The organism is Clostridium transplantifaecale (genome assembly GCF_900626075.1).
GTDB lineage: Bacteria > Bacillota > Clostridia > Lachnospirales > Lachnospiraceae > Otoolea > Otoolea transplantifaecalis.
This window is the reverse complement of the sequence record NZ_UYZY01000001.1, coordinates 1,044,288-1,064,830: the sequence shown is the minus strand read 5'-3', so window position 1 is coordinate 1,064,830 and position 20,543 is coordinate 1,044,288. Positions and strand designations below refer to the sequence as shown.

16 protein-coding genes and 2 tRNA genes are annotated in these 20,543 nt (G+C 52.7%); 8 read left to right on the top strand and 10 right to left on the bottom strand.

The window, feature by feature from the left end:
- Positions 1 to 6: 6 nt before the first annotated feature.
- The 3 genes from EJL91_RS04565 (at position 7) to EJL91_RS04555 (ending at position 4,428) form a co-directional block, all read left to right on the top strand.
- On the top strand, positions 7 to 3,963 hold the full coding sequence (locus EJL91_RS04565; protein WP_125140756.1) for an ATP-binding protein: 3,957 nt from the start codon (positions 7 to 9) through the stop codon (positions 3,961 to 3,963).
- Positions 3,964 to 4,256: 293 nt separating this feature from the next.
- Positions 4,257 to 4,340 (top strand) — tRNA-Leu (locus EJL91_RS04560).
- A gap of 4 nt (positions 4,341 to 4,344) precedes the next feature.
- Positions 4,345 to 4,428, top strand: a tRNA-Leu gene (locus tag EJL91_RS04555).
- 155 nt (positions 4,429 to 4,583) lie between these two features.
- Here EJL91_RS04555 and EJL91_RS04550 read toward each other — a convergent pair.
- From EJL91_RS04550 to EJL91_RS04505, 10 genes are read right to left on the bottom strand one after another with little or no spacing between them, the layout of a single operon-like run.
- Entirely contained in the window at positions 4,584 to 5,636 is a 1,053-nt protein-coding gene (locus EJL91_RS04550) for a sulfate/molybdate ABC transporter ATP-binding protein (protein ID WP_125140755.1), read from the bottom strand.
- A 10-nt stretch (positions 5,637 to 5,646) separates the two neighbouring features.
- The gene (gene modB, locus EJL91_RS04545; protein WP_125140754.1) at positions 5,647 to 6,315 is read right to left on the bottom strand and encodes a molybdate ABC transporter permease subunit; all 669 of its coding nucleotides are present in this window, start codon (positions 6,313 to 6,315) and stop codon (positions 5,647 to 5,649) included.
- Between the two features lies 1 nt (position 6,316).
- A complete protein-coding gene (modA, locus tag EJL91_RS04540) occupies positions 6,317 to 7,153 on the bottom strand; it encodes a molybdate ABC transporter substrate-binding protein (RefSeq protein WP_125140753.1) in 837 nt (278 codons plus the stop codon).
- Entirely contained in the window at positions 7,141 to 8,073 is a 933-nt protein-coding gene (locus EJL91_RS04535; protein WP_125140752.1) for an MOSC domain-containing protein, read from the bottom strand. The genes modA and EJL91_RS04535 overlap by 13 nt, the downstream gene beginning before the upstream one ends.
- Positions 8,074 to 8,075: 2 nt before the next feature.
- Entirely contained in the window at positions 8,076 to 9,050 is a 975-nt protein-coding gene (moaA, locus tag EJL91_RS04530; protein WP_125140751.1) for a GTP 3',8-cyclase MoaA, read from the bottom strand.
- Positions 9,025 to 9,504, bottom strand: coding sequence for a cyclic pyranopterin monophosphate synthase MoaC (moaC, locus tag EJL91_RS04525; protein ID WP_125140750.1), 480 nt, complete (start codon positions 9,502 to 9,504; stop codon positions 9,025 to 9,027). Before moaC ends, moaA begins: the two co-directional genes overlap by 26 nt.
- 2 nt (positions 9,505 to 9,506) lie before the next feature.
- Complete coding sequence (locus EJL91_RS04520) at positions 9,507 to 10,541, bottom strand: molybdopterin-binding protein (RefSeq protein ID WP_125140749.1); 1,035 nt, start codon at positions 10,539 to 10,541, stop codon at positions 9,507 to 9,509.
- Entirely contained in the window at positions 10,538 to 11,692 is a 1,155-nt protein-coding gene (locus EJL91_RS04515) for an XdhC family protein (RefSeq protein ID WP_125140748.1), read from the bottom strand. The genes EJL91_RS04520 and EJL91_RS04515 overlap by 4 nt, the downstream gene beginning before the upstream one ends.
- A 2-nt stretch (positions 11,693 to 11,694) precedes the next feature.
- Complete coding sequence (locus EJL91_RS04510; RefSeq protein WP_125140747.1) at positions 11,695 to 12,630, bottom strand: NTP transferase domain-containing protein; 936 nt, start codon at positions 12,628 to 12,630, stop codon at positions 11,695 to 11,697.
- On the bottom strand, positions 12,627 to 13,244 hold the full coding sequence (locus tag EJL91_RS04505; RefSeq protein ID WP_125140746.1) for a nucleotidyltransferase family protein: 618 nt from the start codon (positions 13,242 to 13,244) through the stop codon (positions 12,627 to 12,629). Before EJL91_RS04505 ends, EJL91_RS04510 begins: the two co-directional genes overlap by 4 nt.
- A 505-nt stretch (positions 13,245 to 13,749) precedes the next feature.
- Between EJL91_RS04505 and EJL91_RS04500 the strand changes: the two genes are divergently transcribed.
- From EJL91_RS04500 to EJL91_RS04480, 5 genes are read left to right on the top strand one after another with little or no spacing between them, the layout of a single operon-like run.
- Positions 13,750 to 14,214 (top strand): (2Fe-2S)-binding protein, encoded by a 465-nt coding sequence (locus EJL91_RS04500; protein ID WP_125140745.1) that lies wholly within the window; start codon positions 13,750 to 13,752, stop codon positions 14,212 to 14,214.
- Positions 14,211 to 15,116, top strand: coding sequence for an FAD binding domain-containing protein (locus tag EJL91_RS04495; RefSeq protein WP_125140744.1), 906 nt, complete (start codon positions 14,211 to 14,213; stop codon positions 15,114 to 15,116). The genes EJL91_RS04500 and EJL91_RS04495 overlap by 4 nt, the downstream gene beginning before the upstream one ends.
- Positions 15,113 to 17,347, top strand: a complete 2,235-nt coding sequence (locus tag EJL91_RS04490) for a xanthine dehydrogenase family protein molybdopterin-binding subunit (RefSeq protein ID WP_125140743.1) — start codon at positions 15,113 to 15,115, stop codon at positions 17,345 to 17,347. The genes EJL91_RS04495 and EJL91_RS04490 overlap by 4 nt, the downstream gene beginning before the upstream one ends.
- Positions 17,348 to 18,874 carry an HAL/PAL/TAL family ammonia-lyase gene (locus tag EJL91_RS04485; RefSeq protein ID WP_125140742.1) on the top strand — a complete coding sequence of 509 codons (1,527 nt, stop codon included), beginning with the start codon at positions 17,348 to 17,350 and terminating at the stop codon, positions 18,872 to 18,874.
- Between the two features lie 38 nt (positions 18,875 to 18,912).
- Positions 18,913 to 20,538 (top strand): BCCT family transporter, encoded by a 1,626-nt coding sequence (locus tag EJL91_RS04480; protein WP_125140741.1) that lies wholly within the window; start codon positions 18,913 to 18,915, stop codon positions 20,536 to 20,538.
- Positions 20,539 to 20,543 lie beyond the last annotated feature (5 nt).

Here is a 20,543-nt window from a genome sequence, read left to right as displayed (position 1 = left end):
GTAGCGATGCGTAAAAAGAAGACAATTCTTAGGATGTTTTTAATACCGCTCTCGTTTGTGATGCTGCTCCAGGCGCTGGTTGCCCTTGGAGCGGTGCACGTTGGAGGAACGGTAAGACATTTAGAGGAATATTCTGTTGGGATTATGGAGCAGATCGTAAAAAACAGAAATCTGATCCTTTCTAATAACATGACGCACCAGTGGACAGATATATCCGGCGAATATGAAATTGCGAACTCCAGCCTGGAACGGATTTTAGAGGAAAAGCAACTGACCCTCCACGGGTTTATGGAGGACGAGGAAGCGAAAGAGGAGCTGTTAAACCAGATGCTGCTTCCAAGCCTCGATATAATAAGAAGGAATGGGGTAAACGGCGTCTATCTGATCCTGGCCGACGGCTTAGGAAAGGCACAGGAAGAAGAGGGAGAGGAAGTATACAAATGCAGCGGGATTTATTTCCGTGATGCGGATCCTTATGTGAATCCGAAGGACTACTCTGATCTTCTGATGGAGCGGGGGAATTATGAGTTTTCTCATGATTTGGGAATCCCGTTCGATAGCTCCTGGACCTCCAAGTTTCTGTTCCGGCCGGAGGGGCAGCTTGAGGCGGACAGCTTTTTCTATAAGCCCTATAAAGCGGCGCTGGTGAACTCGGGGGCGAAAGAAGACAATCTGGCATACTGGAGCAGTACGTTTTATCTGGAGAATGACAGGACGAAGGATTCCTACAGCATGATCAGCTACTCCGTTCCACTGATGTGTGGCGGAAAAGTATACGGAGTCATGGGAATTGAGATTTCCTCTGCAGTTATTAACGGCCTGCTTCCCTACAGTGAACTGAATGCAGGGGAACACAGCGGATATCTGATTGCGAAGTATACCGACGAGGGAGAGCTGCTCCCGTTCTTCTTAAGCGGTAATACCCTTAAGCGGAACCTGGATGAAAATATGCCCCTGAATCTGAAGGAAACACAGTATACGGGCCTCTACCAGATAGACGGCCTGGAAGACGGGCGGAATTATTTCGCCGAAGCGGTTGCCTTTCCGATGTACAGCCCCAATACCCCTTTTGTTGAAAATGGATGGGTGCTGTTTGGCGTCCAGTCGGAGGACAGCCTGTTTGGCATGGGCAGCAGAATTACGAGGAATATCGCTTTGGCGGTTCTCATATCACTGCTGGTGGGAATTATCTGCATTTATTTTCTGATGCACTATCTGACGCGGCCTATCACGCAGCTGGCCGACTGGATCCGGGATGTCAGGAAAGAGGGACCGCAGAACAGAGGAAAATCGGACATTGCCGAGATTAAGGCGCTGTACGACGCGGTCTGGGATCTGACGGAGAAGCAGAAGAAAGCTGAGGCCAAGGCGCTGGAGGAGAAGGAGCGCTATCTGCTTGCTCTCCAGAGCAGTACGGACATTATTTATACCTACAACGTAGAAGATAATTCAATCGAGATTTACAATCTGCTTGCGGACGGCAAAAAGAGCGGACACGGCAGCCGTATCGACAATCTGATCGAAGGCATCCAGCAGAGCGGGATGTTAAATGACGCAGACCGGCAGCTGATGAAAAAAATGTTTCTGCGCCTGGACGACAAATTTGAGCTGGATTTCCGCGCACTGACACAGTCAAACGGCTGGCAGTGGATGGAAATGTCCGGCAAAACAATCTGTGACGCTTCCGGGAAAAAGAGCAAAGTAATAGGAAGTATCCGCAATATCCAGGAGCAGAAAGAGAAAGAACAGATGGAGAGCAAGGCGGTCCGTGTCGATCCCGTAACCGGACTTTACAGGGAGAAGGTGGGACAGGAGATTATCCGGGCGGAGGCGGAACTTGGCCGTTCCGGCTTTATGCTCCTGATGGATCTCGACAAGTTTCAGGAGATGAACGACCACTTCGGGATTGAATTCGGAGACGCCGTGCTGGAAGAGATGGGGATCTTTATCCTGAAGTTGAAGCGCGAAACTGAAAAATCCGGAAAGCGTCTGATTGCGGTCAGGGCCGGAGGCGACGAGATCCTCGTTTGGTTCAGAGGATTTAGCAGGGAAGAAATCCTGGACTTTTTCGGGCGGATGAACCACATGCTCTCAAACCTCTGCAGCGAGGATTTGGAGATCTCCGTGACCGCCGCGGCAATGGCACAGAGCAGCGGGACAGGCAGTTATTCGGATTACGCGGAGAAACTGCGTGCAGCGCTGGCCTACGGAAAGAGGCGCAGAAAATCACAGCTCACATTCTGCGAGGACGTGCCTGACTCAGAGTGCATCGAAAAGCGCGATTACAACGAAATTGCCAGCAACGGCAATGTGAGGGCGCTGAACATGGTGACCAGGGTTTTCAACCTTTTTGACAGAGGAGGCCGCGTTGGCCCGATTGTCTCGGTTCTGTTTGCAAAGATGGGAACGAATTACAATGCATCAGACATCCTGATGGCGGATATCCGATGGGATTTCAATGCATCCGGAGTGTACAGGCAGTGGCACAGGAATGAAGATGAAGTGGCGGACACGACGGTATGCCACTTTAAAAACCAGGATCTGGAACGCTGTTTAAAGCGTTTTGCATCAGGGTATGTGAGATTTTCCCAGAACGATCCGTTTACGGTGGAGGAGCGCCATATCCTGCATATTGCGGACGGTGCTTCCGGTGTTTGTATTCCGATGTATGACGGCGGTAAACTGATGGGAGCCATCAATTTTACGCGGAAAGCGGAACAGAGGCAGTGGAGCGACGGGGAATGCGCCGAACTTCAGGAGGTTGTAAAAATCATTGAGACGAATATCAACCGGGAGCGGTATGACCTGGCAAGCCGGGCTAAGAGCGATTTCCTTTCACGTATGTCCCACGAGATCAGGACCCCAATGAATGCCATTATCGGCATGACGGCCATAGCGATGGAGAAGGAAGAGAAGAAAGAGAAGATTGGAGACTGCCTCGTGAAAATCGACCAGTCATCACAGTACCTCTTAAGTCTGATTAACGATATTCTTGATATGTCCAAGATTGAGAGCGGCAAGATGAAGCTGGCCAGTGACAGCGGCAGCATCATAAAGCTGGCGGATGAGATAGGCGATTTGATGGAAAACCAGATGCTCCGTAAAGACATTACCTATATTCGGGACATACAGGTGGAACATCCATGGGTATATGCCGATTTGATGCGTCTGAAACAGGTGATAATCAACCTGCTCAGCAATGCGGTTAAATTCACGGGAGAGGGAGGCAGGATAAAATTCTCCGTCTATGAAAGGAAGATCGGCAGTATTCATCCGGAAGAAAATACCGAGGTGGAGATCTGTTTTGCTGTTGAAGATAACGGTATTGGAATCAGCCCTGAAAACAGGGAAAGAATTTTCAATGCGTTCGAACAGGCAGAGGATTATACGGCCGCGGTCTATGGAGGCACCGGGCTGGGACTTTCCATCAGCAGCAGTCTTGTCAGGATGATGGGCGGAGAGATTGAGCTGGAAAGCCGGGAAGGCCAGGGAAGCCGGTTCAGCTTCGTACTTCGGTTTAATGTTTCGGAGGAGCCGGAAGAGACGAGCCATACAGAGCCGGAAGAGGATGCCTGCGATTTTTCGGGCTGTCGGATTCTTCTGGTGGAAGATAACGAACTGAACACGGAGATTGCGAAAACACTTCTGGAGATGCATGGTTTTACGGTGGATACTGCTGCAGACGGCAGGGAAGGTGTGGAGAAATTCGCCAAATCCGCCGAAGGCGCTTACAGCCTGATTCTCATGGATATCAGAATGCCTGTCATGAATGGACTGGAAGCGACCAGGGAAATCCGCAGAATGAACCGTGCGGATGCCCTGAGCATTCCGATTATTGCGATGACGGCGAACGCGTTTGATGAAGATATGAGAAAGTCGATCAAGAGCGGTATGAACGGTCATCTGGCAAAGCCAGTGGATGTGAAGGAACTTCTCTCAACCATAAAAAATGTTTTAAAGTAAAATATTAAAAAGAAGACAGACCCGGAGGCAAAGAAAATCATACGCTGGCCGGGTCTCAAGCCGGAAATATAGAAATGGATAAAAATTGGGATTTTTTGCCCGGGAGGTGGCAGAAATACCTGCAAAGCTTGTAAAATAAGGCTTGTCGGGTGCTGTCGAAATACAGGTCTATAGGCAAAATAACTCAATAGTTAAAAAAATTAAAAAAATTTACAAAAAGTGGTTGCCATGATGGAAACTTTGTGGTATACTAGCTTTCGTTGGTGAGGAACACAAATCACCAAGCACCAGACGCGGGAGTGCTGGAATTGGCAGACAGGCAAGACTAAGGATCTTGTGGGTGTATGCTCGTGTGGGTTCAAGTCCCATCTCCCGCAGTTTGCAGAAGTGGCGGAATTGGCAGACGCGCACGGTTCAGGTCCGTGTGGTAGCAATACCGTGAGAGTTCAAGTCTCTTCTTCTGCACGAACAGGCTCAGACCTTTGGAAACAGAGGTTTGAGCTTTTTTTGTGCTATGGGAAAGTTCTTCGGACTCTCCCATAGAATAAAAATCTCTCCCTGCAGGATTGAACCTCAGCGGCCTCCCGGGCACTTACTTTCACGGTGTTTATTTCAAGGGATTAAGACAGAAGGAGTAAGTCCTCCGGGGCTGCCCGGAGCCATGAAGGTATAGAGGGAGGAGCAGAGACCCTTGAATTCGTTCCGGGCGTCCACCGGATTCCGTTTTCCAGGTGAATTTCCCATTCAAAGGGAAGAGCTGAAACGACCGGGTTCTTAACCGGAATGAGATTTGCTCCCGGCAGAGCGCTCAGGCCGTCCGCATCCTCCATGCTTAAAGGGACCAGAGAGTGGGGGCGTATGCCGACGGCTTTTGCCGTATCCGGGATATCCACAGCCGTTGTGAGGGAGAGATTCCAGTCTGCGGCCAGGAGGCTCCGCGTTCCAAGCTTCCGGATGGCCGATACATTCCTGCAGCCGGTCAGGAGAGCGGCCTGCCGGTTTCCCGGATTTCTGAAAATGTCCGCGGTGGGGCCGGAACACAGAATCTGTCCCTGTTCCATAACAATCAGGCTGTTACAGAGCTGGTAGACTTCATCCTTATCATGCGTCACAAGAATGGAAAGGCCGTGGTAATCCTCCAGCACATGGAGCAGCTCCAGGCGGAGCGTCTCCTTAAGACTGGTATCCATGGCGGAAAACGGCTCGTCCAGCAGCAGAAGTTCGGGAGAGCTTGCAAGGATCCGCGCCAGGGCGGCTCTTTGCTGCTGCCCGCCCGATAATTTGCCGGGATAATATTTTTCAAGTCCGGATAATTGGAAACGTTTAATGAAAGCGGCGATAGTGTTCCTGCGCGCCTTGTCCCTGCGGCTGATTCCCGCACCCACGTTTTCTTCCACGGTCATGTTGGGGAACAGGGCGTAACTCTGGAAGAGGTAGCCTGTTTTTCGTAGCTGGGGCCTCAAGCTGATTCGGTCCCGTGAGGAATAGAACGTTTTGTCATCCAGGCTGATTATTCCGCTGTCGGGCTCCACCAGGCCTGCTATGGATTTAAGTCCCATGCTTTTTCCGCAGCCAGACGGGCCGAGAATACCCAGACAGCCTTCGCTGTGTCTGAGCCTGAAATCCAGAGTGAAATCGTTTAGTTCTTTTTTTATATCGACGGTCAGCATCATGTACTCCTTATCATTTATTTTTCCACTTTGCGGTTCCGGTGCGGCTCATCAGGAGCAGGGCGGCGAATGCAAAGACCAGCAGGACTCCGGCATAGACAAAGGCAATGTCCATGCGTCCGGCCGCGGTTTCGGAATAAACGGCCAGCGGGAGAGTCCTTGTTTTTCCCGCAATATTACCCGCCAGCATTGCGGTAGCCCCGAATTCTCCGAGGCCTCTCGTGAATGCAAGCACACTGCCCGAGAGCAGGCCCGGTACGGAGTTCGGCAGCAGCACGCGGAAGAATACGGCCGCTTCACTCATTCCCAGCGTCCGGGCGGCATCTAAAAGCTGTGGATCCACCTGCTCAAAAGCTCCGCGTGCGGAGCGGTACATCAGCGGAAAGGAGACAAAGGCCGAGGCGATAACGGTGGAGATAAATGTAAATGCAATTTTCACACCGAATACATTGAGAAAAAAACGTCCCAACGGCCGGTTGACCCCAAACAGACAGAGCAGGAACAGTCCGGCCACCGTGGGGGGAAGAACCAGTGGGAGCGTCAGGATGCTGTCCAGGATTGCCTTCAGGCGTCGCCGTCTTACCTTCATAATCTTCCAGGCCAGTACGGTTCCTGCAGGAAAGACGATGAGCAGGGCATAGACCGCCGCCTTGAGCGAAATAAAAACAGGCGAAAGTTCCATTTTACCTCCCTGCGTCTTTATACTGCTCTGCCAATGGGGTGAAGCCATAGGAAGCGAATGCTTCACTTGCCTCACTGCTCTTTAAATATTCAAGGAAAAGGGCGGCTCCGTCAGGATCCTTTGTGCCGGAAAGTATGGCGGCCGGATACAGGACACGCTTAGCCAGACTTCCTTCGGGGGCGGGCGCTATCACCCTTACGCGGTCTGTTGCCGCCGCATCCGTGGCATATACGATACCGGCATCGGCGCTGCCTTCCGCAACCCAGTTTAAAACTTCCGTTACATTGGAGCCGAGGCTGAACCTGTCCTCAAGGGAATCCCAGAGGCCAAGCTGTGTCAGCGCCTCATGGGCATACTGTCCGGCGGGGACGCTGTCTGGATCGCCGATAGCAATCGTGGAGGCTTTTTCAACATCCGCAAAGGCCGTGTAATCCCCCTCGGAACCTTCAGGCACGATCAGAACAATCTGATTTTCCAGGAGCATGGTGACAGAATCCTTGTCTACGAGGCCTTCCTCATTTAAGGCGTCCATCTGCTTTGCGGCGGCGGACAGGAAGAGATCCGCGCCCAGCCCTTCCTCGATCTGTTTCTGGAGTTTCCCTGAGCTGTCATACGTTCCCGTCACAGTGCAGCCGGGGTTTGCTTTCACGAAACCGGGGATCAGGGCTTCTTCCATGACCGGTTTCATGCTGGCTGCCGCCGCAATAAAAATCTCGCCTGTTTTTTCGGCTTCCGTTTCCTTTTGCCCGAAACTGTCCTTCTGTCCGGAACTGCAGGCGGTCATGGCCAGCATGGACAGCAGAGCCATGGAGAGAACGATTTTGTTTATCTTGCGCATTCTGATGCACCTCCTCTTAATATATCGAGTCCGTGCGGGAGCTCTTCGATGATAAAACCAATGCTTTCACGGACTGCTTTCGGGCTGCCGGGCAGATTGACGATCAGGGTTTTTCCCCTGATTACGGATACGCCCCGGCTTAACATGGCCCTTTTTGTCACCTGCATGGACAGATTGCGGATAGCTTCTGCAATGCCGGGGGCATTCCGCTCCGCCACGGCCATTGTGGCCTCCGGCGTGGTGTCGCGTGGTGAGAACCCGGTGCCTCCCAGTGTCAGGATGAGACTCACCTGGCGGCTGTCGCTCAGGCGTTTTAAATGTGTTTTCAGTTCTTCCGGTTCATCGGGGATCAGGATAGATTCTACGAGCCGATATCCGGCATCCGCAAGAAGTCCTGCCGCTGCCGGTCCGCTTTCATCGACGCGTTCTCCTCTGGAGCCCTTATCGCTTAAGGTGATGACGGCGGCCGTGAACGGCCGCTTCGGATCCGGCGGGCAGGAGACAATCTCATCTCCCGGATAGAGACGGCCGCCTTTCAGAACTCTGGCGAATACGCCCCTTTTCGGCATGATACATTCCCCGACCCTGTGGTAAATAGTGCAGTGATGGTGGCATTCCTTGCCGAGCTGAGTGATTTCCAGGACCGCGTCTCCCGCCGTCAGGGTCGTTCCTACCGCGAAACAGGAAAAATCCAGGCCCTCCACGAGGAGATTCTCGCCAAAATCGCCGTCCGATACGCCGCCTCCTTTTTCGTTGAATTCACGGACGCGTTCCGCGCTTAAAAGGCTAACCTGGCGGTGCCAGGAGCCGGCGTGGGCATCGCCGGAAATTCCGTAATCCCTGACGAGATCGCAGTAAGGGACGGGATGTTTTTCGGTCCCCTTCTTTTCACTGATGCAGATTGCTTTTATGTTTCCCATGGTCAGCCTCCTATTTTTGACATGTTGTCCCGCTCGGCATAGCGGTGATTTTCACCGAAATGATGACAGGACGGTTTTTCCGCGACAGCGGTAAGCAGGGCCTGACGGAGAGCGTTTTCGCTCCCTGCTGCCCCGAAAAGCGGTTTGATGCAGATGGTGCCCTCATAGCCGAGACAGCTTTTAAGAATGCCTCTTGCCGTCAGCCGTATCCGGTTGCACTGTCCGCAGAAATTGCCGTGTACGGCGTTTATAAAGCCAATACAGCCGGAAAAACCGGGGATGGCGTAATAGACGGCAGGGCCGAACCCGCGGGCCGTATTAAGGCGCTCTATGCCGGGATACCGCGAGGAGAGCAGGGATAAGAGTTTCCTGTGATCCAGGGCGGGAGGCGAAGAATTGCCAAGGGGCATAGCCTCTATAAAACGGACATCCACCGGAAGGCTGCGGGGAAATTCGGCCAGCTCCAGATAGTCCGTGACGGGAATGCGTCCATCCATAAGCACGGAATTAATCTTGACCGGTATACCGTATGAAACGGTTTCACGGATTGCGTCAAGGAGTACAGGCAGCAGCGGAGCGCCGGTGAGGGCGGCATAATGCTCTTCGTTCAGCGTATCCATACTGATATTGATTCCGTCAATCCCGGCCTCTTTCAGTCCGGCCAGACAGCGGTTTAAAAGGGTGCCGTTGGTAGTCATTGTAACGCTTTCAATTCCGGGCAGCGCCTTTAAATCCTTTATGAGGCTTAAGCAGCCGTCCCTAAGAAGCGGTTCCCCTCCGGTGATCCTCAGATGGCGTATCCCGAGCAGGGCGGCCTCCCGGCAGAAAGTGAGGATTTCTTCTGTTGTTAACAGCTCTTTCTCATCCAGAAACGGAGCATTGCCGGGTCTGCAGTAAGCACAGTTTAAATTGCAGCGGTCCGTGATGGAGACGCGCAGATAATCGATGATTCTACCGTAAGGGTCTTTCAAACACACCGCTTTTTCCTCCTGATTTGTGGAGAAGGCAGATTTCTCCGATTGTCATGGTCTTGTCGACTGCTTTGCACATATCATAGACGGTGAGGAGCGCAACCGACACGCCGGTCAGCGCCTCCATCTCCACACCCGTCTTTCCGGCGGTACGGACCGTGCACACTGCCCCGACCTCACACGCAGCCTCGTTTAAAGAAAATGAAATTTCCGCGTGGGTCAGATTTAAAAGATGGCAGAGCGGTATCAGCTTAGAGGTCTGTTTGAGGGCCATGATGCCCGCAATCCTTGCGACGCCCAATACATCGCCCTTTTTCATCCGTCCCGCCTTTAAAAGTTCAAAGCATTCCCGGCTCATGGAGATTTTGCCTGCAGCGGAGGCTTCACGGTCCGTTACGGCCTTTTCCCCCACATCCACCATTACGGCATTGCCGTTTTCGTCAAAATGAGTAAATTCCATTGTTACACCCCCTTGCCGAAGCCGCAGTTCGGAAATGTACAGACAGGGCAGGAGAGGCACAGGCCGCCTTCCCCGAGGGCATCAAGTTCTTCCCTGGAAACGGGATCCTCCGCTATCAGGCGCGGGAGCACGAGATCAAAGATGGTCCGCCTGGCATACATGACGCAGCCCGGAAGTCCAACGATGGGAATGGAGCGGCCGTTCTTCTCATAGTAGGCCAGTAAGAACATGGCGCCCGGAAGCACCGGAGCGCCGTATGAGACAATGCGGGCTCCCGTATTTTTGATAGCCAGGGGCGTCATATCATCGGGATCCACACTCATTCCTCCAGTGCAGCAGACAAGATCGGCCCCCTCGCCGATCAGAGTGAGGATTGCTTCCGTAATCTGGTCGGGTTCATCTGGCAGCGTGATGTGTGAAACGATTTCGGCGTCAAACTCACGGAGCTTTTCTTCGATGACCGGAGAAAAAGTATCTTTGATCCTGCCGCGGTAAACTTCATTTCCTGTGGTGATAAGCCCGGCTTTTTTCAGGGTAAAGGGAAGAATGGAGAAGAGGGGTTCATTTCCGGCCGCTTCTTTTGCCTTCTCCATGATTTCTTTTTCAATGACAAGGGGGATAATTCTGGTTCCCAGCAGCTTATCGCCCGCCCTTACTACCGTGTCTCCGTGGCGGCAGGCAATCATCATCTGACCCAGCGAATTGACGGCTCTCAGTTTGTCCCTGCGGATTTTAAAAAGTCCGTCGGCTGCTGCGGCCAGCTCGATTTTTCCCTCCTTGACGGCGGAACGCTCCATTCCGTCATTCATGCAGATGCTGCAGAGGAGCTCCGCCGCCTCATTTTCATGCAGCATGTGTTCGTCTTTTTCCCATATGTAGAGGTGTTCTTTTCCCACACTTAAGAGCACGGGAATATCTTCCTCCGTCACAATATGCCCCTTACGGAACACGGCATCCTTTGTGACGCCTTTGATAATCTGGGTGATGTCGTGGCAGAGCACACAGCCGGCGGCATCCTCGGTTTTTATTAATTTCATTGGTTTCCCTCCTTTTTTACGGCGCTTTCAACGCTCCTTAGGCTCCGTACCTGAATGAGTTCGGCGGCAATGCTCACCGCTATCTCGGCCGGGGTATCAGCTCCGATATCAAGCCCGATTGGGGCATGGACGAAATCCAGTTCCTCCCGGCTAAATCCCGCTTTTAAGAGCGCTTCGGTCAGATAGGCTTTTTTCTTTCTGCTGCCCATGACTCCGATGTAGGCGGCGGGAGATTTCATAGCAAAGGCCTGTGCCTGGAGATCGAATACATGGCCCCTTGTCATAATGACAAAATAATTTTCCGCGGCGGGAAAGAGGCAGCCCTCCAATTTGTCAAATGAGACAACTGCTGTGCCAAAGGCATCGGGAAAATCCTCCTGTTTTAAGTATTCCTCCCGGTCGTCGTATACGGCGCAGGAGAAGCCTGATTTAGAGAGTAGCGGCACCAGTTCCCGGGCCACATGTCCCCCGCCGAATAGATGCACCAGGCTGTCTGCCGAGATTAGTTCCAGATAAAATTCCTGTTCCCCGCACGTAATAATGCCGGGCTGCTTTAGTCTGCAGCGCTCCGCGACAGCGGCAGCCAGTTCAGAAGGCGGAACGGCAGACGGTTCAGAAGGCGGAACGGCCGCCAACTCAGAGAATGAACCGGCAGCCGGCTCAGTGGATAACTCACCGGGCACAGAAGACGAGGGGGTGTAGATCCACATGTTTTCCCCACCGGTGTTTTCCTCCCCGGATGAAGGAGGAAGCTCCAGTATGAGCCACAGAGAACCGGGAGTCTTAAAGAGAGTGAGGGCGGAGCGGCAGAGAGACTTTATATCCTCCCGCCCGGCGCTTATATAATGGAACGCCGTTTTTACGCTTCCTCCGCAGATCATCCCAACCGGGGAGGCCTGGCTGGACAGATCGTACTGCCTTCTGGCTGAGGATTTTGTTAAGAGAAGTCTTCCGGCTTCCTGTTCTGCCTCGTATTCAATGGGACCGCCTCCGACCGTCCCGCAGATACGGCCTTTTTCGCCGGTGAGCATTCTGGCTCCGGCTCCTCTGGGGGCCGAACCCAGGCTTTCTATAACGGTTACGGACATCACATCATGTCCGTTTTCCAGCTCCCGAAGGAGGGAAGAGAGATAGAGTGTTGTTTCATTCATTGTCAGTCCTCCTTTGAATTGAAAAACCGGCCGAAGCACTCTTTGGCCAGTGAGATAACTTCTGCTTCGTAGGCGGTAAATTGCTCGAGAAATTCCTTTCCTTCCGCCGTCAGTGTGGTGGCTCCGCCGTCGCTGCCGCCCGGCCTGCGGTTGATGGCCGTAATGCCGGCCTGAAGCTCCAGTTCGTTTAAAATATCCCAGCCCTTGCTGTAGGAGAGGCCCATCAGGGCGCAGGCCTTTTTGACGGAGCCGGTCTGAGCGATCAGGCGCAGAAGCATGGCGCTGGTCCTGTCGAAAAACGGGGATTCACGTTCCAGGGAAACACTCACCAGGGGAAGAAACGGCTGTCTCCTGTGGCGTTCCAGGAGTTCATCGAAATCTCCGGAAAGCTCCGCGTCATAGAGGACTCCCTCATCAGGGACATGGACAAGGGTCCGGGGAAAACCGGAACGCCTGAGGGCCTCGCGCAGTCCCCCGTCTTCTTCGTAGCGGCTCAGAAACGGCTGGATTTTTGTACCGAGATACAGGGGATGACCGCTTTTTCCGTCTGCCTGCGGGACGGCGAAATCGGCTCCGCTGTTAAGCAGGTGAAGCACGGTCGACATGGTAAAAAGCGGGATGTCGGCCGGTGTGAACAGAACGGGTCCGGGGGTGGGGGAGAGATAGGAAAGCCCCATCCGCACGGAGGCCATCATATCGGAATTCTCCCAGTCGTCATTCCTGAGGCAGATGACGCCGCTGCGCGCCAGATGACGCTCCAGTTCCTTTGCGTGATAGCCGGTAATGACGATAATTTCGGCAGCTCCCGCCTGGCGGAAGGTATGGATGATTCTTCGTATGACGGACAGGGAGCCCAGCGGATCGGACACCTGGAATCCGTCTTTGCGCCGCGGTTTTCCTGCCGCGGCTATCAGTGCGTAAAAGGAGGGGCAGCTCATGAATCCACCTCCCCGAAAAGTTTCCGGATCTTACGGTAATCATCCATTGTATCGGCATCCGTGAGGATTCCGGCATCATCAACAGGGAGATGGAAAACCTCCCCGGAAAATGGCTTAAGCGCGCCGCGCAGCCCGTCCGTGCCGTCGTGTGACAGGAGGGCGGGGAGGAGCGTTTTGGAGATACAGACCGGATGGCCTTTCCGCCCCTCGCAGACAGGGATAATGACACCGGCCTCCTGGCCGGCCATCAGGGAGATTGTTTCGGGGGAAATAAGCGGCATATCAGCCGGACAGAGAAAAATTTTATCGGGAAGCGCAGGATTTGCGGCCATCAGGGAGCGGAGTCCCAGGCTCAGGGAGTCGAACATGTGCGATGTTTCATAGTTTTTGTTATGTACCAGACGGACGGGAAGATCCTTCAGATGTTCCGCCAGGTCTTCGGCCATAAAACCGGTTACTACCGTGACAGGGAGAGAGCCTGCTCTGATAAAGGCCCGGATCAGCCTGCGTGAAATGCTGTCGTTCCCCAGCGGGAGCGTGGGTTTAAAAGCGCCCATGCGTGAGGATAAACCGGCCGCCGCAATGACGGCGGTAAATGTCGTAGATGGATTCATGAGTTGCCTCTTTCTCACTCTCAGTGATTCAGTGAAATTTTTCATGTAGCGATTTTCCGGATATTATCTGCTTTTGCTGTCCACCGTTTCATTTTGTGGAGGATTTGTCTGCCGGAATTGAATCGAGTATATCACCTTTTGTTACAAATTATCAATATCCGAATGAAAAACTGTGGAATATGACAATGAGAGTTAAGATAATGGATAAAAATGAACAAAAAAATATACAAAATAGACAAAAACAAGGAGAAAATACTTACGAGTTGTTTCTGAAAACAACTACAAGACAAATCCTGGGGAAATAAAAAAGGCTGTAATTACGTTCCTGATTTGGCAATCGGAACCGTTAAAACGGGAGATATTTTGTAAGCGAATCACGTTTTTTTCCGTTTTTTATAAAGCCGTTTTTGATTTTCAACGTTTTTTCAACGCTGCTTTGCTATACTGAATTCAACGATAAGAAAAAAGACCGGATTCCCGAGCGGACCGGTAATTGAGGTGGCATATGAATTTAGTTTGTACAATCAATGGCGAGAAGGTAGAGAAAGAGGTGGACCCCTGCAGGAGGCTTCTGGATTTTCTGCGGGATGACTGCGGACTTAAGGGAGTAAAGGAAGGATGCGGGGAAGGAGAATGCGGAGCCTGTACCGTGCTTCTGGACGGAAAAGCCGTGACGAGCTGTACCGTTTTTACAGGCCAGGTAATGGGAAAAGAGATTGTGACCATTGAGGGGCTGGAGAAGGACGGGGAGCTGGATATCCTCCAGAAAGCCTTTATTGAGAACGGGGCTATCCAGTGCGGGTTCTGCACTCCCGGCATGATACTCTCATGCAAAGCTCTGATGATGGAATACCCGAACCCGACGGATGAACAGATTAAAAGAGCGATTGAAGGCAACCTCTGCAGGTGCACGGGGTACGAAAAAATAAAGGCGGCGGTCAGGGCGGCCGCAGAGGAGGGATTAAATTGAGTTTTCTAATGCCGGAAACGAGAGAGGAGCTGGTGGCGGCCCTCAAAGAGAAAAACGGAGCCTGGCTGTGTGCGGGCGGAACGGATTTGATGATCAGGCTGCGTGAAAAGAAGCAGTTCCATTATTCCCTCATTGATTTGACCCATATGGAGGAGATGGCCGCGATAGAAGAGACGGATGACGCGGTAATCATCGGCGCCGCCGTAACCATGGATGAACTGGAACGGAGCGAAGCAGTAAGACGGTATCTACCGGCCCTTGCCAAAGCGGCCTCCATGGTTGGTTCCACCCAGATAAGGAACAGGGCGACGATAGGAGGAAACGTAGCCAATGCCTCACAGAGCTCCGACCTGACTCCTGTGGTCCTGGCTTACGAGTCCAGGGCGCAGATATGCAACGGCACGGGCGAAGTGAGATCATGTGCCGTAGATGAGTTTGTAAAGGGACTTGGGAAAACGGCCCTCGGGGAGACGGATGTCATTTTAAGCTTTGAATTTAAAAAGTCGGATGCCGTTTCGGGATTTGCGAAAGTGGGTTCCAGAAAAGCGGTGGCTATCTCCAAGGTGAATGTCTGCATCAGGACCGATGTGGAAAACGGAATTATGAGAAACGTCTCCGTACTTTTAGGGGCGGTAGGACCGAAGGCAAGGCGTTCCCCGTTTGTCGAAAAGGTTCTGGAGGGAATGGAGCTTAAACAGATTGACGGAGATCTCCTGAAAGAAGCCGTCTATGCCCAGATAGAGGAAAATATTCCGGACAGAAGTTCAAAACATTACAAGAAACCGGCATCCCTTGGAATTATCTGTGACGCGCTTAAAGATATAAGGGAGCAGGAAAAATTGAGAGAAGAACTAAGAAGAAAATCAAGAGAAATGAAACCGGAAGGGGGAATACCCAGGTGAGTGAACTTACATATGTGGGAAAACGGTATGTGCGGGAGGACGCCTACGACAAGGCGCGGGGAAAGAGCACATACACGTGTGACCGGGAACTAAAAGATATGCTTTATGCAAAACTGGTTCTCAGCGAAAAAGCCTGCGCTTCGGTGAAGATAGAGAAGACAAAAGCGCTTTCAGTACCGGGAATCAAGGCCGTATACACATTTGAGGATGTTCCGGAGAAAACCTATAATCCCCACAACTGGTCGGCCTGTATCGATTCACCGGAAGATCAGTATATCCTGAGCGATAAGGCACGTTTTGTGGGAGATCATCTCGCCCTTGTCGTGGGAGAGACAAAAGAGGCCGCGGAAGAGGCGGCAGGCCTTGTGGAAATTACATACGGGGAGGAAGAACCCGTGATTGGCCTGGCCGCCGCCAGGAAATCGGAGGTGCCCCCTGCATTTGAAAAAAAGGTATCTTTCGGAGACTACGAGGCGGTGAAGACGGAGGCGGAGGTTGTGGTAGCCACTTCGGGCAGCACCCAGAAGATTCACCACGGGGCGCTGGAAGCTCATATCGCCCTGGCGGATATCGATGAGAACGGCAATCTGGTTCTCTGGACACCCTGCCAGACCGTTTACCAGGTCCGCTTCCATGTCAGCAGCCTTCTGGGCCTTCCGTACACGAAAGTCCGCGTCATCAAGGCGACGATGGGCGGTTCGTTCGGCGGAAAAGGCCAGACCGTTGTGGAACCGGCCTGCGCGTTTGCCTGCTATACGCTGAAACGTCCGGTGATGCTTTACATGGACCGCGCGGAGTCCGTAATCGGGACCAGAAGCAGGAATGCCTGTGAAATGCAGGTGGAGACGGCGCTTACGAAGGATGGACGGATTCTGGGGCGCAGGATTGAAGCCGATATGGACGGAGGAGCTTATTACACAAATGCCTCGGCCGTAGCGATGGCCCTGGCTAAAAAGCTGTTCCGCATGTACCGGATGGAGGCCCAGGACTGCCATGTCAGGACGTATTTTACCAATACGATACCGGGCGGCGCCTGCCGCGGATACGGTTCGCCCCAGGCTCATGCAATCACTGAAATTAATCTGGATCAGGCGGCGGCAAAGCTTGGAATCGACCCCTGTGAGCTCCGTTTAAAGAACGTGGCGCAGCCGATGGATCCGGATCCGACGGGAGGCACAAACCTTGGCAACACCAGGATTGAGGATTGTATCCGCACGGGGATGGAGGCATTTAACTGGAAGGAGAGACGGGAACACGTCAGGGAAAAGAATACTTCCCGCTATGCATGGGGCGTCGGAATGGCCTGTGCGGCCCACGGAAACGGCTACAAGGGGGCTTATCCCGAGTTTACCAATGTGCACATGATGATGCATCCGGACGGTTCGGTGGAGGTCAGGGTGGGAATCCATGACCAGGGCTGCGGAACGGTGCTGACCATGCAGCAGATAGCCGCCGAGGCGCTTCACATGGATGTATACCGGATTAAAGTATATGAGGCCGATACTTACATTACCCCGTACGACGCCGCCGGAACCCAGGCCAGCCGTGTCACCTACGTATGCGGCAGGGCGGTGCAGAAGACGGGAGAGGCCCTGTTTGAGAAGCTGATTAAGGCAGCCTGCGTCCTCTACGGATGGGAAAAGGATGAGATAAAGGCGGAGGACGGGAAGCTCTTCTGCCGGGAAGAGTCGAAAGCCTACAGTGAGGTGGCGAAAGAGTATGAGAAAGCATGTTCACGCTATCTGAGGGCGGAGCTGGAATATGAGCCGCCGTCCAACCCCGGTTCCTACAGCTGCGCATTTGCGGAGGTGAAGGTAGATAAGTATACGGGTCTTGTGGAAGTGACGGACCTGCTGGCCGTACACGATGTGGGCCAGTGCATGAACCGGACGCTGGCCGAAGGCCAGGTGGAAGGAGGCGCACAGATGAGCTTGGGAATGGCCCTGTGCGAGGAGATGGTATATGACAAAAAAGGCGGAATCAAAACCCGCAATTTTTCAAAATACCATATGATCAACGCTCCCGATATGCCTCCCGTCAGAACCCTCTTTATCGAAGACGGGGAACCGGACGGCCCGTACGGAGGAAAGAGCCTTGGAGAACTGGCGGCAGTAGCGCCTGGGCCGGCTGCAATCAATGCGATCAATTTTGCAGTGGGAGGGAATTTTGCCGACTATCCGGCCACACCGGAGAAAATCATAGCATTTTTGGAGAAAGAGAGGAACAGGTAGATGGAAATGGGGAGGATACGCCTGACGGGGGAAACGCTGAACCTTAAGGAACTGGAACAGATTGCCGTTCACAGAGCGTCCGTGGAGATAGGGGAAGAATCATGGTCACGCGTGCGCATGGCAAGAGAACTGATATTTACCCTTGATAAAAGGGGAGTGGCAGTCTACGGCCTCAACAGGGGAGTGGGCTGGAATAAAGACAAGAAGGTATTTTCCCAGTTTTACGACCGCTATAACAGGAATCTTTTAAGAAGCCACATGATAGGGGTGGATCCGGAATGCACCGAGGAGGAGGTCCGCGCAATGCTGGCTGTCCGCCTGAATGGTTTCCTGTGCGGACACACCGGCGTATCGGCTGAGATTGTGGAGTATTATCTGGAATTTTTAAACCGCGGCATCCATCCGGTTGTGAAAAAACGCGGCTCGGTGGGTGAGGCGGATATCGGCACACTGTCGGGTATCGGGCTTGTTATCATCGGGGAGGGCGAGGCCTGGTACCGCGGTGAGCGCATGACCGGAGACAAGGCTCTTGCGGCCGCAGGGCTTGAACCGCTTCTCTTGGGACCGAAAGACGGGCTCGGCGTCGTATCGTCCAATGCGCAGGGGGCAGCCTTCGCTTCCCTGGGGTTAATCGAGGCCAGACAGTTTATCGAACGGTACAGAAGGGTATTCTGCCTGGCGCTCGAGGGACTGAACGGCGTGCTGGATCCGATGGATCCGTCTGTGAACCGGGAACGCAGATTTGGTGGTCAGATTGAATCTGCAAAGAGCTGCCTCGAAATTTTAAAGGGAAGTTATCTCTTTGATCCGTCTGAGGACAGGGCGCTGCAGGATCCGTTAAGTTTCAGGGGCCAGAGTGCGGTGACGGGAGCGGTAATGGACGCCCTCACTTATGCGGAGGAGCAGCTTGAAACGGAGCTAAACTCCACGGACGACAATCCCTGCCTGCTCCCGGAGGAAGACAGGATGTGCGGCAGTTCCAACTTCGAACCGCTGTCCTGGGTGCTGGCGGTTGAGATGGTTTCCACAGGACTGGCGCATATGTCGAAGATGATCTGCCAGCAGCTCCTTCGGATCGGGGATCCGGGATTTACAAAACTGAACCGTTTCCTGACGCCGGAGGAGGGGGCCGTCATTGCATACGGCACGATTCAGAAGACGTTTTCCTGCCTCGATGCGGAGAACCGTATGTATGCCAACCCATGTTCCCTGGATTTTCTGAGCATGGCCGGACATATTGAGGATCTGGCGACCAATGCCACGATGGCGTCCTGCAATATGAGAAAGATTATCGACAATCTCTATTATATCGCCGCCATTGAACTGATGCATGCGGCGCAGGCGGTGGATTTGAGAAAACCGCCGTCCCTCGGGGAGGAGACAAGGAAACTGTTCGAGGCCTACCGCAAAGTGGTTCCGTTTCTTTGCGAAGACAGGAATCTGTCCTGTGATATTGAAAAGACGTATGAATTCTTAAAGGAATACAATGTTACTATTCACAGCCATGCAAAAACTGAAGTTCTGTGAACAGCGATGCATCTAAATAAATTTAGGAGGTAGTTAGAGTGAGTGGAGAGGGTAAGAAAAAGGATGATGTAAGATGGGGTGTGTTTTTACCGGCGTTTTTGATCATCGGCGGAGGCGCGCTTCTGGGTATTTTGAGAAATGACTGGCTTACCAAAATGTGTTCGGCAATCTTTGGATGGTCGTTAAAATCGTTTGGCTGGCTGTATCAGTTGGTTGCCATATTCTGTCTGGTGGTTGTAATTATCCTCACATTTTCCAAGATTGGAAATGTCAGGTTCGGAGGAAAAAATGCGAGGTCAAAGCATTCCTTCGGTTCATGGTTTGCCATGACGCTGACCGGCGGAATCGCCGTGGGCTGCATTGTTTACGGTGCAAACGAAGTTATGATTTATTACGGAAGTATCTACGGGGAACTGGCTGGGACCGGAATTACCCCTCTGACACAGGAAGCGGCTTACTTTGGTATGGGAAGGGTATTCTATAACTGGACTTTTATCCCATATGCCATGTATTCTATCGTAGGCTGCGCGATGGCGTATATCTATTTTAACAGAAAAGAAGAACTTTCGGTTGCAGCGTCCCTGACGCCTCTGTTCGGCCAGAAAATCAAATTCGGCTTCTGGCGCAACGTAATCGACGTGGTATCGATTGTAGCCCTGGCGCTGGGACTTTCCAGCAACCTCGGCATGGGTCTTGCCCTGATTGGTTCCGGACTGGAAGCGGCTTATGGAATCGCCCAGGGACCGATTGTGTGGATTACCCTGTTTATCATCATCACGGCCACCTTTACTATTGCCTCCGTAGCAGGACTGGATAAGGGAATCAAATGGCTGGCCAACGGCACGACGAAAATTTTCTACGGGCTTTTATTCTTCCTGATTATAGCAGGACCGACCGTTTACATATGCAATATGCTGAATGTGGGCCTGGCAAGCTGGGGAGAACACTTCTTACGCTGGGGATTCGACCCGTATGTCATTGACGGCGAGGCGCTCGTTACATGGTGGACCATGTTTGACTGGGCATGCTGGATTGCATACGCGCCTTTGATGGCGATATTTTTTGCCATGATTTCCTACGGAAGAACCATCCGGCAGTTCATGATTGTAAACTGGATCTTACCATCCTCTTTCGGCCTTGTATGGTTCTCTGTATGGAGCGGCACGGCCCTCAACTGGCAGCAGATTGGAAAGGCGGATTTGATTGGGGCAATCCAGAACGGCATTGCGGTATCGGGACTCTGGGAACTGCTAAAAAAGATGCCGCTCAGCGTCATTATCATTCCATTAGTCATGATAACCATGATCGCCGCATTCTCAACCACGGCGGACACAATGTCCACGACCATTGCCCAGGTATGTACAAAGGGATCCAGCTACGACAAGGAACCTGCAAACTGGCAGAAAGTGCTCTGGGGCGTATCCATCGGCATTATCTCCGTCGTCATGGTAATCTTCGGCGGCGGACAGCAGGGCGTTGAAGGCGTGAAATACCTGTCGGGCGTCGGAGGATTCTGTGTACTGCCGGTATTTATCCTGCAGCTGGCGGCAACATTCAAGGTATTCTTTATTGACAAAATTATAGAAGAAGTAGATGACGATGAGGCGGCGCTGCCGGAAACAGAGCCGGCGGCCGGGCTGACGGAGGCCCGGGCTAACGCATAGGAGGA